At 63.7% G+C, this 16,994-nt stretch carries 12 protein-coding genes and 1 tRNA gene; 7 read left to right on the top strand and 6 right to left on the bottom strand.

The features are described 5' to 3' along the window. Window positions 1-173: 173 nt before the first annotated feature. A complete protein-coding gene (locus I6F35_RS30265) occupies window positions 174-464 on the top strand; it encodes a PilZ domain-containing protein (protein ID WP_225121297.1) in 291 nt (96 codons plus the stop codon). A gap of 1,148 nt (window positions 465-1,612) precedes the next feature. On the opposite strand, the gene I6F35_RS30260 is transcribed toward I6F35_RS30265, so the two are convergent. Both I6F35_RS30260 and I6F35_RS30255 read right to left on the bottom strand, forming a co-directional pair. Further along, window positions 1,613-1,687, bottom strand: a tRNA-Val gene (locus I6F35_RS30260). A gap of 103 nt (window positions 1,688-1,790) precedes the next feature. Continuing rightward, entirely contained in the window at window positions 1,791-2,150 is a 360-nt protein-coding gene (locus tag I6F35_RS30255; RefSeq protein ID WP_027583737.1) for a response regulator, read from the bottom strand. Between the two features lie 308 nt (window positions 2,151-2,458). Here I6F35_RS30255 and I6F35_RS30250 point away from each other — a divergent pair, with 308 nt between their 5' ends. Beyond that, window positions 2,459-3,346: an N-formylglutamate amidohydrolase gene (locus I6F35_RS30250; RefSeq protein WP_225121296.1), complete on the top strand. Its 888-nt coding sequence runs from the start codon at window positions 2,459-2,461 to the stop codon at window positions 3,344-3,346. Between the two features lie 481 nt (window positions 3,347-3,827). Then, a complete protein-coding gene (gene hisN / locus I6F35_RS30245; protein WP_225121295.1) occupies window positions 3,828-4,607 on the top strand; it encodes a histidinol-phosphatase in 780 nt (259 codons plus the stop codon). Between the two features lie 12 nt (window positions 4,608-4,619). Here the strand turns inward: hisN and I6F35_RS30240 are convergent, their stop codons facing one another. After that, window positions 4,620-5,510, bottom strand: a complete 891-nt coding sequence (locus I6F35_RS30240; RefSeq protein ID WP_225121294.1) for a LysR substrate-binding domain-containing protein — start codon at window positions 5,508-5,510, stop codon at window positions 4,620-4,622. Window positions 5,511-5,599: 89 nt separating this feature from the next. Here I6F35_RS30240 and I6F35_RS30235 point away from each other — a divergent pair, with 89 nt between their 5' ends. Then, window positions 5,600-6,352 (top strand): sulfite exporter TauE/SafE family protein, encoded by a 753-nt coding sequence (locus I6F35_RS30235; RefSeq protein WP_225121293.1) that lies wholly within the window; start codon window positions 5,600-5,602, stop codon window positions 6,350-6,352. 2 nt (window positions 6,353-6,354) lie between these two features. Here the strand turns inward: I6F35_RS30235 and I6F35_RS30230 are convergent, their stop codons facing one another. Beyond that, the gene (locus tag I6F35_RS30230; protein ID WP_225121342.1) at window positions 6,355-6,990 is read right to left on the bottom strand and encodes a LysE family translocator; all 636 of its coding nucleotides are present in this window, start codon (window positions 6,988-6,990) and stop codon (window positions 6,355-6,357) included. A 240-nt stretch (window positions 6,991-7,230) separates the two neighbouring features. Here I6F35_RS30230 and I6F35_RS30225 point away from each other — a divergent pair, with 240 nt between their 5' ends. Further along, window positions 7,231-9,024: an adenylate/guanylate cyclase domain-containing protein gene (locus I6F35_RS30225; RefSeq protein ID WP_225121292.1), complete on the top strand. Its 1,794-nt coding sequence runs from the start codon at window positions 7,231-7,233 to the stop codon at window positions 9,022-9,024. Between the two features lie 165 nt (window positions 9,025-9,189). Here I6F35_RS30225 and I6F35_RS30220 read toward each other — a convergent pair whose 3' ends face one another. Next, window positions 9,190-10,137 (bottom strand): alpha/beta hydrolase, encoded by a 948-nt coding sequence (locus I6F35_RS30220; protein ID WP_225121291.1) that lies wholly within the window; start codon window positions 10,135-10,137, stop codon window positions 9,190-9,192. Between the two features lie 216 nt (window positions 10,138-10,353). Between I6F35_RS30220 and I6F35_RS30215 the strand changes: the two genes are divergently transcribed. Then, window positions 10,354-10,830 (top strand): Hsp20 family protein, encoded by a 477-nt coding sequence (locus I6F35_RS30215; protein WP_225121290.1) that lies wholly within the window; start codon window positions 10,354-10,356, stop codon window positions 10,828-10,830. A gap of 187 nt (window positions 10,831-11,017) precedes the next feature. Here I6F35_RS30215 and I6F35_RS30210 read toward each other — a convergent pair whose 3' ends face one another. Then, on the bottom strand, window positions 11,018-11,728 hold the full coding sequence (locus I6F35_RS30210; protein ID WP_225121289.1) for a hypothetical protein: 711 nt from the start codon (window positions 11,726-11,728) through the stop codon (window positions 11,018-11,020). Window positions 11,729-12,184: 456 nt separating this feature from the next. Between I6F35_RS30210 and gltB the strand changes: the two genes are divergently transcribed. Then, window positions 12,185-16,918, top strand: a complete 4,734-nt coding sequence (gltB, locus tag I6F35_RS30205; RefSeq protein ID WP_225121288.1) for a glutamate synthase large subunit — start codon at window positions 12,185-12,187, stop codon at window positions 16,916-16,918. Window positions 16,919-16,994: the final 76 nt, after the last annotated feature.

Below are 16,994 nucleotides of genomic sequence, written 5' to 3'. Positions count from 1 at the left end.
AAGAGGCAGATGTCGCGCGGATGTGCGGTTTGTGCCACCGCGCTCGCGCGTTCTTCGCGCCGACCGTTAACCATAGGAACACCCGCGTCCGCGTTAGGACAGCCGCACTGATGGAAAGTTGCAGCGCTCCCGGACTTCACTTGCGGATATTTTATCAATTGGAGCGTCCGATCATGATCGAACGTCGTGCGCTAGAACGTATTCAGTTGAACCAACTCGCATTGCTTTCCTTCAGCGGCATTTCGGGAGTCCATCCCTGCCTTGTCAGAAATCTTCATATGCGCGGTGCTGGTCTGTATTCGAATTCATTTCACTTCTTCGCCAACGACTTCCTGATGTCGTTCGACGGCTTCAAATCGAGCACGCACTGCCATGTCGTCTGGAGGCGGGGCTACGAATGTGGCGTGGTGTTTCCTGCAGGCTATCTCCACAGCGAGCTCGAGCTCCTATCAACACCGGCGTGACCGTCCGCGTATCTAGAGCGTAATGACTTTTCTTCGAATCGTCATCCCGCTCTAGCTCTTTGTTTGAGCATGATCTTTTCGGAAAACCGGTCTCCACTTTTCCGGATCATGCTCTAGGATGAGCGCCCTTCACCATGGCGACCAGCATCGGCTGCGCGATCAGGCCAATTATTGCTGCGATTCCAACGTGATTTGCCCTGTCCACTGCTCGCGCAAAAAACATTTTGCTTCCGTCGTCGGGCAAATCAGTGATTTAACTCCGCGCGTCTCACCCAAATGAGGGGCGGCTCGCGATCGTCACGAACGTTGCGGTGAGATGCGGTGGACGCGGGTGCTGCGAACGACGAACGCGGCTATCAGCGGACGGCGAAGTCGTGTGGTTCTGGCGCCCCGACGCTGGCGCTAAGTTCGCGGAGATAATCTGCGGGCGACGGTGGCAAGAAAGCCCGGTCACCGGGAAGAGCGCGAAGTAAGCCGTAAACCATCGCGCAGGGAAAGCCGGAGTTGCCTCGGTTGACCTGTGGTCCTACCCCCGTGCTTTTTGTTGCACGGGGCCCACGGGTGCAACCGGCACCCGGCTTTCCCTGCGCCCTCACTTCGATGAGAGGGTGAAACGAGATGCAAACCTCGGACGCAATGCGCCGCGAGAACGCGAACTCACATCCACTCCACCGTCATGCCCCGCCAACGGGTCGGCGCGTACGCGCCGCCCGATGACAGGCTCCGGCGGGGCATCCAGTACCCGGCGGCCTCTCGGCTCAAGCGCCACCGCCTGTGGTTACTGGATCGTCCGGTCAAGCCGGACGATGACAGCGGAGAAGCTGTTTGACATTTGAATCAGAAACCCGGTCCGTCGGCGCGGCAGTCCGTTTTCGCTTTCACTTCGTTCAAGCTACGCCGGACACGCCCCGCCCTGGCCTGCTCCGCATGGCTGCGCCACGCGTAGCCCTCAAGGAACGAAGAAGTGGCTTGCCTAGCCGTAGCTCGCGGACACAGGCTCGCCTGCGCCCGTTGGCTTCGGCGCGGCAGCCTTCTCTCGCTTCGCGAGCGAAGGATCTGGCTTGCCTAGCCGTAGCTCGCGGATACAGGCCCGCCTGCGCCCGTTGGGCTTCGGCGCGGCAGCCTTCTTTCGCTTCGCGAGCGAAGGCTGGTGGGCGCGACAGGGATCGAACCTGTGACCCCTACCATGTCAAGGTAGTGCTCTCCCGCTGAGCTACGCGCCCGAAAATCGGCTGGGTCGGGTCCCTATAACGGACCCCAGGCGGGCAGGCAAGGATGCTTACACGATACTTGCAGGAACACTTGGAGCGGAATCCTGGCCGCGGATCAGGCCGCCAGCATCTTGTTCACTTCGCTGACCAATTCGCGCAGGTGAACCGGCTTGGCCAGCACCTTGGCGTTCTTCGGCGCCTCCGAATCGGAGTTCAGGGCGACGGCGGCAAAGCCCGTGATGAACATGATCTTGATGTCGGGGTCGAGTTCCGAGGCGCGGCGGGCGAGCTCGATACCGTCCATCTCCGGCATCACGATGTCGGTGAGCAGCATCTCGAACGGCTCCTCGCGCAGCCGCTGATAGGCCGACATGCCGTTGTCATGCGGGGAGACCTGGAATCCGGCGTTTTCGAGCGCCTTGACCAGGAAGCGGCGCATGTCGTTGTCGTCTTCGGCGAGGAGAATTTTGGGCATGGCGTTGATTTCGTCGAATCCCGGTTTGGGAGCATCGGTTCACACACTAAGCCCGATAGACGGTAAATTTCGAGTGAAAGTTGACCCGACACCGCCGGCGGGATGGTTAGTTAGCTGTGGACCGGAACACCGCGCGAATCAATCTGGTCGAGCGTTCCTGTTCTTAAGAGACATTCCAGTCCACCTCACGATTTTTTTCGCTTGGCAGAAGGGTTGTGATTACCGACAATGCTCGCACATAAAACCTCCGTTTTTCCGGCAGAATCGTGCTGGAAGCCCCAGCGGACTTGAAGGGACGGCGCCGGACGATGAGCACGCCTGACGGTGAATTGTCGCCTCCGTTCGAGATCGTCGAGCCCGTTAATTGGCGGGCGCCGATCATCTTCAACTCGCCGCATTCGGGCTCGGTCTATCCGGCCGAATTCCTGAGCGCCTCCAGGATCGACCTGGCTGCACTCAGGCGCTCGGAAGACTCGTTCATGGACGAGTTGATCGAAGGCTTGAGCGCGCGCGGCTTCCCGGTGGTGCGGGTGCATTTCCCGCGCTCCTATGTCGACGTGAACCGCGAACCCTATGAGCTCGATCCGCGCATGTTCACCGGCCGGCTTCCAAGCTTTGCCAATACGCGCTCGATGCGGGTCGCCGGCGGGCTTGGCACGATCCCGCGCGTTGTCGGCGACGGGCAGGAGATCTATCGCGAGCGGCTCAATGTCGACGAGGCGCTGTCGCGGATCGAGGCGCTCTACAAGCCCTATCACCGGGCGCTGCGCCGGCTGATCAACAAGGCGCACCAGGCGTTCGGAACCGTCGTGGTGGTCGACTGCCACTCGATGCCGTCCATCGGGGTGTCGCGGGACGAGCCGCGGCGGCCCGACATCGTGATCGGCGACCGCTATGGCACGAGTTGCGCGCCGGTGCTTCCTGACGTGGTCGAAGACGTCATGAGCGGGCTCGGCTATTCGATCGGCCGCAACAAGCCCTATGCCGGCGGCTTCATCACCGAGCATTACGGCAATCCGGCGAGCGGCCTGCACACCGTCCAGCTCGAGTTCAACCGCGCGGTCTACATGGACGAGCGCCGGCGCGAGCGCGGACCGCGCTTTGCGCAGGTGGTCGCCGATTTCGGAGCCTTGGCGGAGGCGCTGGCGGAAGTCCCGCTCGGCGACCTCGGTCCGTTCCAGACGGCCGCGGAGTAAACCCCCCGTTGCTCCTCTTCCGGAATGGTGGTGAGAGCCTCCAAAAGAAAAAAGGGCCGCTTGAATGAACAAGCGGCCCAAGTCTAGGGAGGAAACGCCCAAGGAGGGCAGCGATAGCGCGAGGCGCTACCGCACCGCAACAATATGCCGCCGCGACGCACAAAACGCAAGCGGTTTTAGATTCATTTCCCATGCATTCTCCGCAGGGCTTGCAGACCAGTAACACAGGGCTAAAGTCGAATTTTGTCTTTTTCTTTCAATATGTTCATGAAGAAATGAACAGCCGATATTGTTCTTTGACCGCAGCCTCTCGTTTTCGTGATTGCACCTAGTACCAAAACTCATAGCGGCGCGCGGCGTCCTTCCGGCATCCAAAATGCCAGCGACAAACCTCCTCAATGTCGATGCGGATCAGCTCGGATTGAGCTAGGCAGTAGCGCTGAATTTGCCAGTTCGCATCGCGCGCTCTCAAGGAACAGCCGTGCCGGTCATTGATTTCACTGCCTTCATCGGCCGCCTCGCGACCGCCGCCGGCGAAACCATCCTGCCGTTCTTCCGCACCTCGCTCTCCGTCGACAACAAGAGCGTCAACGATTTCGATCCGGTGACCGAAGCCGACCGCGCGGCCGAAGCGGTGATGCGGCGGCTGATCAAGGCCAACTTCCCCCAGCACGGCATTGTCGGCGAGGAATTCGGCAATGAGCGCGAGGATGCCGAATATGTCTGGGTGCTCGATCCGATCGACGGCACCAAGTCGTTCATCGGCGGCTTCCCGATCTGGGGCACGCTGATCGCGCTCCTGCACAAGGGCACGCCGGTGTTCGGGATGATGCACCAGCCCTATATCGGCGAGCGGTTTTCCGGCGACAACGGTTCGGCGCATTATTCCGGCCCGTCCGGCGAGCGGCGGCTGTCGGTCAGGCGCTGCGCGTCGCTGCAGGAGGCGACCGCCTACACCACGAGTCCGCTGTTGATGAACGCCGCCGACCGGGCCTGCTTTGGACGGATCGAAAGCGCCGTGAAGCTGACGCGCTATGGCGGCGACTGCTACTCCTACTGCATGCTCGCCGCCGGCCATCTCGATCTCGTGGTCGAGACCGAGCTCAAGCCGTACGACATCGCAGGCCTGATCCCGATCGTCACCGGGGCGGGCGGCATCGTCACCACCTGGGACGGCAAGCCGGCGCAGAGCGGCGGCCGCATCATCGCCGCCGGCGACCCGCGCGTGCATGAGGCGGCGATGAAGCTGCTCAACGGCTGAGCGGGCAGCGCATCACGGCGCGGCCTTGCGCAGATGGTCGACGAGCAGTTTCGCCGGGCGCGGCAGCGCCTTGAAGCTGCGGGCGCAGATGGTGAGCTTGCGGTCGGCCCAGGAATCGCGGAGCCGGATCGTCGCGATCGGCATCGAGCGGGCGCAGCGCCGGGCGGCCGTTTCCGGGATCACGGCGATGCCGACATCCGCCGCGACCATCTGGCAGATCGCGTCGAAATCGCGCAGGCGCGCCCGGAACCGCAGGCGTGCGCCCAGCCGGGCGGCGTGCTTTGCGATGTGGGCCTGCAGCGCGGTCGAGGCGGTCAGCCCGACAAAGTCATGGCCGGTCACATCCTTGAAATCGATCTGGCGCCGACTTGCGAGATCGCTGCGCCGCGCGGCCACCAGCGTCAGGCGGTCCTCGCTGAACAGGAAGCGCTCGACGCTTTCGGGCAGCGCATGCTCGGCGGCGAAGCCGAGATCCGCGGCCCCGGTCGCGATCGCGGCCGCGATGTCGGCGCTCTCGCGTTCCTCGACGTCGACATTGATATCGGGATGCTCGCGCAGGAAAGCGGCGAGCGCCCGCGGCAGATGCTCCGACAGGCCCGAGGTGTTGGCGAGCAGCAGCACGCTCGCCCTGACGCCGCTGGCGTAGGCCGCAAGGTCGCCGCGCAGCGCCTCGACATTGTGGATCACGATCCGCGCATGGTCGAGCAGGCTTTCGCCCGCCGCCGTCAGTTCGACGCCACGGCGGCCGCGCTTCAGCAGCGAGACGCCAAGCGCGGTCTCAAGCCCCTTGATCCGTTCGCTGGCGGAGGCAAGCGCCAGATGGATGCGGGAGGCGCCACCTGTGATGCTGCGCGTCTCCGCCACCGCGATGAAGAGCTGCAGATCGACCAGGTCGAAGCGCATATCGGGCTCCATCCGCCTTCGTCAGCGCCGAAGGCATTCTCCGTAATCTCCAGATTGTGCCGTCCCCGCCGATCGGTCAATGTGCCCCCATGTTCGACTCGTTCCTGATCCTGATCGCCTTCGCCTTTCTGCTCGCCGGTTTCGTCAAGGGAACGCTGGGGCTCGGCCTGCCCACGGTTTCGATGGGACTGCTGGCCGTGACGATGCCGCCGGCGCAGGCGATCTCGATCGTGATCGTGCCGGCGATCGTCACCAACATCTGGCAGACCTTCGTCGGCCCCTATCTGCGCGACATCCTCAAGCGGCTATGGCCACTGATGATTGGCACCGTGATCGGCATCTGGCTGAACCGCGGGCTGCTGACCGGGCCTTATGCGCCCTATGGCACCGTGGTGCTCGGTCTCCTGCTCGTCATCTATGCGGTCGTGGGCCTCAGCCGGTTCAGCTTCAAGGTTGCCCGCCGCGACGAGAAATGGATCGGCGGCATCGTCGGCGTCGTCACCGGCGTGATCTCGGCGGCAACAGGCGTGCAGGTGATCCCGTCGATGCCGTTCATGCAGGCGATCGGCATGGAGAAGGACGAACTGGTGCAGGCGCTCGGCGTGTTCTTCACGACCGCCACCGTCGCCCTCGCCTTCAATCTGACCGCCGCCGGCGTGTTGACCGCTGCGACCGCCCTGCCCGGCGCAGTGGCGATGGCGGCGTCCTTCATCGGCATGTTCATCGGGCAGGCGGTGCGATCGCGGCTGCAGCCGGAGGCGTTCCGCCGCTGGTTCCTGATCGCGATGATCCTGCTCGGGCTCTACCTCGTCGGCAGCGCGCTCGTGAAGATCCACGGCTGAAGCTAGCGCGCTTCCAGCATCGCGACCCGGAAGCCGAGATAGACGAACAGCCCGCCAAGCGTGCGGTTGATCCAGGCGATCACGCCGCTGGAGCGGCGGATCCGCCTCGCCGCCCGCGCGGCGAACGCTGCCACGCCGAGGCACCACAACGTCCCGTTGAAGACGAAGATCGCGCCGAGCAGCAGGAAGGCGGCGGTCTTGTGCGGCGAATCAGCAGCCACGAACTGCGGCAGGAAGGCGAGGAAGAACAACGCCACCTTCGGATTGAGCGCATTGGTCAGCGCGCCCTGCCAGAAGACCCGACGCAGCGTCGGCGCATCGCCCTGAAGGGTGACATCCGCGATCGAGTGCTGGCGTGACAGCAACATCTGGACACCCGTAAACAGGAGATAGGCCGCGCCGACCCATTTGACGGCGGTAAAGGCCACGGAGGAGGTCATCAGCAGCGCCGAAAGCCCGATCGCCGCCCCGAAGACATGGAAAAGGCAGCCACAACTGATGCCGAGCGCAGCCGCCGCTCCACCACGCCATCCAAGTTGCAGGCTCCTGCCCATGATATAGGCGGTGTCAGGCCCCGGCGTGACGTTCAGCAGGAGCCCCGAAAGGATAAAGAGCCATAGTTCGTGAATTCCGAACATCGTCATCATCTTTCACGCCAGATATTAGCCGACTGACAGGACAACCGCCCCGCATGATTTCCACGACATAAAAATCGTGCAGTTAACATTGCGGCGGTCGTCCGCTGCCAATTTCGGACCGTTTGCACTACTATGATCTCCGGTTCGGGCTTCCGCCAGGCACATCTTGTTTTATAAGAATTAGACGGGTCGACCGCGCACGCGGCGGTCATCGACCGATTCCGGAGTATAGATACGGTCATGGAGAGACGGCTAGCTGCCATAGTCTGCGCTGACGTCGCCGGCTACTCGCGGATGATGGGCGCCGACGAGGCAGGCACGCATGCTGCCTTCAAAGCCCACCGGACCGCGATCCATCCGATCATCCTCAATCATGGCGGCCGGATCCTGAAGAACACCGGTGACGGCTTCCTCCTCGAGTTTCCGAGCATCGTCGGAGCGCTGGAGGCTGCCATCGAGATGCAGATGCTGATGGCGGAGCGCAACAACCAGCTTCCCGCCGACCGTGTCATGCAATTCCGGATGGGCATTCACATGGGCGATGTGATGGCCGACGAAGATGAGCTGTTCGGCGATGACGTCAACATCGCCGTACGGCTCGAGACGGTTTCCCCGCCGGGCGGCCTCGCCGCTTCGGCCAAGGCCTATCAGGAGGCCGGCAGGCATCTCAAGGCGACCCTGGTCGACACCGGCAGCCATCGCTTCAAGAACATCGCCGACCCTGTGGAGGTCTTCACCTGGGAGCCGGGCGGCACCGAGGCGCGCGAGCGTCCGTCGCGGGATTCGTCGAGCCTGCCGGGGCAGTCTCGAACCGCGATCGTCGGCGTACTTCCGTTCGCCAATCTCAGCGACTCCAGCGACGAGTATTTTTCCGACGGACTGACCGAAGACCTGATCCACGCGCTCTCGCTGCAATCCTTCTATCGGGTGCTGAGCCGCAACTCGACATTCTCCTTCAAGGGCAAGAATGTGAGCACCCGCCTGATCGCCCGCGAGATCGACGCAACCTACCTGATCCAGGGCTCGGTGCGGCGCGCCGGCAGCAAGCTCCGAGTGACCGCCGAGCTGATCGCGCCCGAGAACGGCGAGCAACTGTGGACCGGCCGCTATGACCGCGACATGGGCGATCTGTTTGCGATGCAGGACGAGATCACGACCAGTCTCTCCGCGGCGATCGCCACCGAAATATTCCGCGCGGAGGCTTCTGCGCCTCCCCGCCTTGCCAACGACGTCACCGCGTGGGATCGCTTCCTGAAAGGGCTTTCCTACTACTACCGGCACACCAGGGAAGATTACGAGGCTTCCATTGCGCTGTTCAGGGAAGCGATCGCGCTCGATCCGACGCTTTCGATCGCGCATGCCTATCTCGCCACGATCCAGGTGCAAAGCATCCAGTTTGGCTGGCTCAAGCGCACACGCCAGTTATGGACGTCGATCGTAAGTCTTGCGGAGGCCAGCGTTCGGCTCGATCCGCGCTCGTCCTTTGCCTTTCAGATCCTGTCCTATGTGCGTTCGGTGGAAGGGCACTACGAGGCGGCCATGGATGCGGCGAACCGTGCGGTGGCGCTCAATCCATACGACATGGGCGCGCGCGGCGTGCTTGGATATGTGCACCTTGTGAGCGGCGAGCATCGCCAGGCGATCGAGCTGTTTTCGATGGGGGCGCAGCGCGGCAACAGCGACCCGCGCTACCAATGGGCGGCCTTGAACGCGTTCAGCCACTACCTGCTGGGACAATACGACGCGACCCTGTCCTGGGCGCGCGAGCAGCTGTACGTCAATCCGAACCATATGCCGGCGCTGGCGATCCGCGCCGCCGCACTCGCCCAATTGGGACGGACCAAGGAGGCAGCGGACGCGACGGCTGTTCTGATGTCAAACTATCCGACTTTCACCGTCGACCGGCATCTGAAGAACTTCCATTGGAAACTGCCGACCGATATCGAGCACTATCGTGAGGGACTGTTGAAAGCGGGCGTACCGCTCGCCCGGCTGACCCTTGTCGAAACCCGGAAGCTTGCCGCCGAGTCGTGAACGGGCGCGCAGTCCGGCCGGCGCCCTGCGGTCGTTCACCGACTTGAGAGACTCAGCTGAACCTTGCTACACGCTGTAGTAGCGTAACATCCCGCGCGCATTCTGGTTGTCAAGCTTTCGGCCGCTTTTATCGGGCGATCGCTTTCGAGAAAGCGCGCCGGCGCGTCAGGCAAATAGCGGCGTGCCCGGCACGAAGGCGTCGAACGCCGCCCAGAACTGCGCGCGATAGCGGTCCTGCTCCTGCAGGATCTCGTGCTTGGCGCCGGCGATCACGAGATGCGAGCCGGCACGCAAGTGATAGGCGAACTCCTCGATCGCGGGCGTCGAGACCACGGTGTCGTTGCTCGCCGCCAGCATCAGGATCGGCTGACGGATCTGCGACGGGTAGTAATATTCGCGGAAGGTGCGCATCGCCTTGAAGGCGGTGTCGGCCCAGGCGACCGTCGGCGCGGCGAGGCCAACCGTGGGGTCTTCTTCCAGGATCGCCGCGTTGCGCGAATAGCGCACGGGATCACTGGTGAGCGGATTGTTGCTGAAGGGCGCCAGCCCGACCAACTCGTCGCTGCCGCCCGGAACGTAGCGTCCGCCCTGGCCGGCGAGCCGCATGATCCGCAGCAGCGCGGTCGGGATGAACGAGGTGCGGCGTCCCGGCAGGTCGATCATCGGTGCCGACAGCACCATGCGATCGAACCAGCGTTTCCCGGCATGCGCGATGCGCAGCATCACGGCACCGCCCATCGAATGCGCCAGCGCGAAATGGGGCGGTGGACAATCCGGCAGCACCACCTGCTGCACGAATGTTTCGACGTCGATCTCGTAATCGGCAAAGTCGCGCACATAGCCTTTGCGCCGATCGCGCAATCTCCGCGAGGAATGGCCCTGCCCGCGCCAGTCGATCATCGCCACCGCAAAGCCGCGGTCGCGCAGATCGCGCACGGTCTCGAAATACTTCTCGATCATCTCGCCGCGGCCGGTGAACACGCAGACCGTTCCCTTGCGGCCTGGCGGCGGCGCCCAGCGCGCAAAGCGCAATTCGGCGCCATCCGGCGTCTTGATGGTGCCGCTGACGACGTCTTCCGGAACCGGATTGGCTGGAATGGAGACCAGCGTCATGAAAGGAACCGCTAGGTGAGGGACGGCGGGAATCAAGGCGTGAGCGCCAAAAAGCGACGATATTTCCGCCTCTTGAACGCCTGATAGCCCCACCCATATCATTTTCGTGCAGGCCGCTACCAGTGTTTCGGAACCGGAACATCAGGCTGCACACAGACTAAAGCCCGGCCCGATGGCGGGCGGGTAATCGAATCAGTCGCTCATTGGAGGACTACCATGCGTACCTATGATCTGACCCCCTTCTATCGTTCCACCGTCGGCTTCGACCGCTTTTTCAACCTGCTCGACCAGGCGACTTCGGACGGCAGCCCCGGCTATCCCCCCTACAATATCGAGCGCACCGGCGAGAATGCCTACCGCATCAGCGTAGCGGTTTCCGGCTTCTCCGAGAGTGAGCTTTCGATTGTCGCGAAGGAGAACACGCTGACGATCAAGGGCGAGAAAACCGCCAACGAGAACGGCAAAGACAAGTCCAACGTTCTCTATCGCGGCATCGCCTCCCGGGCCTTCGAGCGCGTGTTCCAGCTCGCCGACTTCGTGCAGGTGAAGAACGCTTCGCTTGAGAACGGCCTGCTCCACGTCGACCTCGTCCGCGAGATCCCCGAGGCCAAGAAGCCGCGCAGCATTCCGATCACGACCGGCTCCGCCGCGCCGCAGGTCGCCGACGGCTCCACCAACAAGGCCGCCGCCTGATCGCGGCAGCCGCTTCGGCAGATATTGGCCGAACGCAGAACGCCCCGGGAAACCGGGGCGTTTTTGTTTTTCTCCGCCATTCCGGGATGCGCCGCAAGGCGCAGGCCCGGAATCCATCCATCCACTGGGCAAGCGGCGAAATGGATTCCGGGCTCGCGCTTCGCGCGCCCCGGAATGACGAGGTCAATCACTCCAATCCCTGCACCTGCGGCATTTCCTGGGTCGGCAAGATGGTTGGCGCAGCGGGAGCAGCCGGCTTGGCCTCGCCGACCGTCGGGGCGGCAGCCGGCGGAATGGCCTGCTGGGTCTCCGCGGGCTTCTGCTGCACGGCGGCCGATTGCTGGACCTGCTGCGGCGCAGGCTTTGCCGCCAGCGGGCTTGGCCTCGGCTTCGGCACGGTCCGGCTCGCCACATGCGGAATGGGAGCCGGTGGCCGTGGCACGCCGCTGCGAACAGGAGTTGGCGCCGGCAATGGTCCGGCAGGGTCATAGGCGCCGCTCAGATCACCCTCATAACCGTCGTCGATCCCGTCGGCCGGAATGAAGCGGATGATGCGGCCGGTGCGCGCGTCGATGATCAGCCTGCCGTCGCTGCCGCCAGGCTGGATCACCGCGATCGTGTAGACCAGCCCGCGCTGCCGCGGGATCCCGAGCGGCAAGAACCCGTTTTCGCGGAGCACGGCGTAGACTTCGATCGGCGGCAGCAGCCTCGGTCCATAGGCGGGCCCATAACGCGGCGCGGGCACCTCCGGCGGCATCGCCGCATAGGGGCCGTCGATATCGGATACGGTCACCACGGACGGATTTCCGACGTGATTGGGGGCCAGCAATTGTGCATTAGCGGTCGGCACGGCGAAAACGAGCCCCGCGGACAAGACCCATCCCGTAAACAGCTTCATCACCGGTAGCTCCTGTAAGACGCCGGGCCCCGGAGCTTTTTTGCTCTCTGGTGCCCGGAGGAAACTTCATCGGCAATTCCGGCGGTCCTTGGGCCGGATCACGGCGCGTTTGCTTCAAATCGGGGGCGGCCCTTTCCCCGCACAGCGCGCAAAACTACATGCGGACGAGGACTCTCATGCGCTTGTGTGATAGAGAAAAATTTGGCAAGGTCGGAGTTATGACAGCATAGCTGTCTTAATTTCGGGGCGGTTCCCGGCACAGGGATTGCAACGGAAACTCGGCCCTTCGGGCTCCGAGAATGCTGCGGGCAAGGCCGTTCCTCAGGGACGTTGAACGCTCCTCGCCTGATTTAAGACATTGCGGCTCGCGGCGGACGAGCGGTGGCCCGGTGGGTGCCGCAACGCCCAAGGTGCGCCAACAACGGTGAGGCCATTTAGCCTTATTGAGAGGAAAACATGAGCGGGTCGGAATTCGAGCGCGAAACCATCGTGACAGACATGCTGTCGGCGACCGCGGACTCGAAAGCGGCCGAACCGGCACGCGAACACGATTGGCGCCCCAAAGCCGAGGGCATGTACGATCCGAGCCTGGAGAAGGATTCCTGCGGCGTCGGCTTCATCGCCAACATCAAGGGCAAGCCCTCGCACCAGATCGTCTCCGACGCGCTGAACATCCTCTGCAATCTCGAGCACCGCGGGGCCGTCGGCGCCGATCCGCGTGCCGGCGATGGTGCCGGCATCCTGGTGCAGATCCCGCACGCCTTCTTCGCACGCAAGGCCACCGAGCTTGGCTTCAAGCTGCCGAAGCCGGGCGACTATGCGATCGGCGCGCTGTTCATGCCGCGCGACGCTTCCTGGCGTAACGTCATCAAGAGCATCATCGCCGACGAGATCAGGAACGAGGGCTTCAAGCTGCTCGGCTGGCGCGACGTGCCCTCGGACAATTCCTCGCTCGGCGTCACCGTGAAGCCGACCGAGCCCTATCACCTGCAGGTGTTCATCGGCCGCAACGGCGTCGGCAAGACCGAGGACGAGTTCGAGCGCCGGCTCTACATCCTGCGCAAGTCGATCTCGCAGGCGATCTATCAGCGCCGCGATCGCGGCATGGCCGGGTATTATCCGGTCTCGTTCTCGTGCCGCACCGTGATCTACAAGGGCATGTTCCTGGCCGATCAGCTCGGCAAGTATTATCCCGACCTGCACGAGGACGACTTCGCGAGCGCGCTGGCGCTGGTGCATCAGCGCTTCTCGACCAACACCTTCCCGGCCTGGTCGCTGGCGCATCCCTATCGCATGATTGCGCATAACGGCGAGATCAACACGCTGCGCGGCAACGTCAACTGGATGGCGGCGCGGCAGGCCTCGGTGCATTCGGAACTCTACGGCAAGGACATCAGCCGGCTGTGGCCGATTTCCTATGAAGGCCAGAGCGACACCGCCTGCTTCGACAATGCGCTCGAATTCCTGGTGCAGGGCGGCTACTCGCTGCCGCACGCGGTGATGATGATGATTCCGGAAGCGTGGGCCGGCAACCCCTTGATGGATGAAGAGCGCCGCGCCTTCTACGAATATCATGCCGCGATGATGGAGCCGTGGGACGGCCCGGCCGCGATCGCCTTCACCGACGGCCGCAAGATCGGCGCCACGCTCGACCGCAATGGCCTGCGGCCGGCGCGCTATCTGGTGACAAAAGACGACCGCATCGTGATGGCGTCCGAGATGGGCGTGCTGAAGATCCCGGAGGACCAGATCGTCACCAAGTGGCGGCTGCAGCCGGGCAAGATGCTGCTCGTCGATCTCGAGCAGGGCCGGCTCATTCCCGACGACGAGATCAAGGCCGATCTGGCCAAGAGCCATCCCTATCGCGACTGGCTCGCCCGCACCCAGATGCAGCTCGAAGAATTGCCTGACGCCCCGAACAAGAGCGTGCGCTCCAACCTGCCGCTGCTCGACCGCCAGCAGGCGTTCGGCTATTCGCAGGAAGACATCAACATCCTGATGACGCCGATGGCGGCAACGGGTGAAGAAGCCGCGGGCTCGATGGGCAACGACACGCCAATCTCAGCATTGTCGGACAAGCCGAAGCCGCTGTTCACCTATTTCAAGCAGAACTTCGCGCAGGTGACGAACCCGCCGATCGACCCGATCCGCGAGGAGCTCGTGATGAGCCTCGTCTCGATCATCGGGCCGCGGCCGAACCTGTTCGACCTGCAGGGGCTCGCCTCCACCAAGCGCCTCGAAGTGCGCCAGCCGATCCTGACCGACGCGGACCTGGAGAAGATCCGCTCGATCTCCGACGTCGCCGAGACGCATTTCAAGTCGCGCACGCTGGACACCACCTTCCACGCCGGCTTCGGCGCGGCCGGCATGGAGCAGGTGCTGGACGAGCTCTGCGCGCGCGCCGAAGGCGCGGTGCGCGAGGGCATCAACATCATTATCCTGTCCGACCGCATGACCGGCACCGACCGGATCCCGATCCCGGCGCTGCTCGCCTGCGCCGCCGTGCATCATCATTTGATCCGCACCGGCTTGCGCACCTCGGTCGGCATCGTGGTCGAATCCGGCGAACCGCGCGAGGTGCACCATTTCGCCTGCCTCGCCGGCTACGGCGCAGAGGCGATCAATCCTTATCTCGCGTTCGAGACCATCATCGCGATGAAGGATCGCCTGCCGGGCGGGCTGGACGACAAGGAGATCGTCAAGCGCTACATCAAGTCGATCGGTAAGGGCCTGCTCAAGGTGATGTCCAAGATGGGCATCTCGACCTACCAGTCCTATTGCGGCGCGCAGATCTTCGACGCCGTCGGGCTGAAGGCCGATTTCATCGCCAAGTATTTTGCCGGCACGCACACCCGTATCGAAGGCGTAGGGCTGGCCGAGATCGCCGAGGAGACCGCGCGGCGGCATGCCGATGCGTTCGGCGACGCTCAAGTCTACAAGAGCGCGCTCGATGTCGGCGGCGAATACGCTTTCCGCACCCGCGGCGAGGATCACGCCTGGACCGCCGAGTCGGTCTCGGCGCTGCAGCACGCCGTGCGCGGCAATTCGCTCGAGCGCTATCGCGCGTTCGCCAAGATCCTGAACGAACAGCAGGAGCGGCTACTCACGCTGCGCGGCCTGTTCCGGATCAAGACCGCGGCGGAAGAAAAGCGCAAGCCGGTGAAGCTCGAAGAGGTCGAGCCCGCCAAGGAGATCGTCAAGCGTTTCTCCACCGGCGCCATGTCGTTCGGCTCGATCTCGCGCGAGGCGCACACCACGCTCGCGATCGCAATGAACCGGATCGGCGGCAAGTCCAACACCGGCGAAGGCGGCGAGGAAGCCGATCGCTTCAAGCCGATGCCGAACGGCGATTCCATGCGCTCCGCGATCAAGCAGGTCGCCTCGGGCCGCTTCGGCGTGACGACGGAATATCTCGTCAACTCCGACATGATGCAGATCAAGATGGCGCAGGGCGCCAAGCCCGGCGAAGGCGGCCAGTTGCCCGGCCACAAGGTCGATGCGACCATCGCCCGCGTCCGCCATTCGACGCCCGGCGTCGGCCTGATTTCGCCGCCGCCGCACCACGACATCTATTCGATCGAGGATCTGGCGCAGCTCATCTATGACCTGAAGAACGTCAATCCGGACGGCCAGGTCTCGGTCAAGCTCGTCTCCGAGATCGGCGTCGGCACGGTTGCCGCCGGCGTCGCCAAGGCGCGCGCCGACCATGTGACGATCGCGGGCTTCGAGGGCGGTACCGGTGCCTCTCCCCTCACCTCGATCAAGCATGCCGGCAGCCCGTGGGAGATCGGGCTCGCCGAAACCCACCAGACGCTGGTGCGCGAACGGCTGCGCAGCCGCATCTCGGTGCAGGTCGACGGCGGTTTCCGCACCGGGCGTGACGTCGTGATCGGCGCGCTGCTCGGAGCCGACGAGTTCGGCTTCGCCACGGCGCCGTTGATCGCGGCTGGCTGCATCATGATGCGCAAGTGCCACCTCAACACCTGCCCGGTCGGCGTCGCGACCCAGGACCCGGTGCTGCGCAAGCGCTTCACCGGCCAGCCCGAGCATGTGATCAACTACTTCTTCTTCGTTGCCGAGGAAGTGCGCGAAATCATGGCTTCGCTCGGCTACAAGACGTTCGATGAGATGGTCGGCCAGACCCAGATGCTCGATCAGACCTCGCTGGTCGCGCATTGGAAGGCCAAGGGCCTCGACTTCTCGAAGCTGTTCGTGCGGCAGAAGGAGGAGAAGGGCCAGAAGATCTACCGCTCGGAGGCCCAGAACCATCATCTGGAAGCCGTGCTCGACCGCCGCCTGATCGAGAAAGCGCGCGCCGCGCTCGACCGTGGCGCGCCCGTCAGGATCGAGGAGGAGATCAACAACACCGACCGCTCCGCCGGCGCGATGCTGTCGGGCCAGGTCGCCAAGATCTACGGCCATGAAGGCCTGCCGCTCGACACCATCCATGTCAGCCTCAAGGGCACCGCCGGCCAGGCGTTCGGCGCGTGGCTTGCCAAGGGCGTCACCTTCGAGCTCGAAGGCGAAGGCAACGACTATGTCGGCAAGGGCCTTTCCGGCGGACGCATCATCGTCAAGCCGCCGAAGATCTCCGGCATCGTGCCGGAGGAATCGATCATCGTCGGCAACACCGTGATGTACGGCGCGATCGAGGGCGAATGCTACTTCCGCGGCATCGCCGGCGAGCGCTTCGCGGTGCGCAACTCCGGCGCGGTCGCGGTGGTCGAAGGCGCCGGCGACCATTGCTGCGAATACATGACCGGCGGCATCGTCTTGGTGCTCGGCAAGACCGGCCGGAACTTCGCGGCCGGCATGTCCGGCGGCATCGCCTATGTCCTGGATGAGACCGGCGACTTCCCGAAACTGTGCAACCTTTCGATGGTCGAGCTGGAGCCGGTGCTGTCGGAAGAGATGATCAACGCCGCCACCTACCACCATGCCGGCGATCTCGAGGCACACGGCCGGGTCGACGTGTTCCAGAACCTGCTTGATTCCGACGTCGAACGGCTCCATGTGCTGATCACGCGGCACGCCAAGCTGACCGGCTCGAAGAAAGCCGTCGAGATCCTGGCGGACTGGAAGACGTGGCTGCCGAAGTTCCGCAAGGTGATGCCGGTCGAGTACCGTCGCGCGCTGCAGGAAATGAAGGCGAACGCCGACGGCGAGCCGAAAATCGCGATCGGAGCGTAATCTCAAGACCCTCATGGTGAGGAGGCGCGAAGCGCCGTCTCGAACCATGAGGCCACGATACCGGCCTTCATCCTTC

Origin of the sequence: Bradyrhizobium sp. BRP22 (assembly GCF_020194175.1) — a bacterium.
Lineage (GTDB): Bacteria > Pseudomonadota > Alphaproteobacteria > Rhizobiales > Xanthobacteraceae > Bradyrhizobium.
This window is presented reverse-complemented; position numbering and strand designations above follow the sequence as displayed.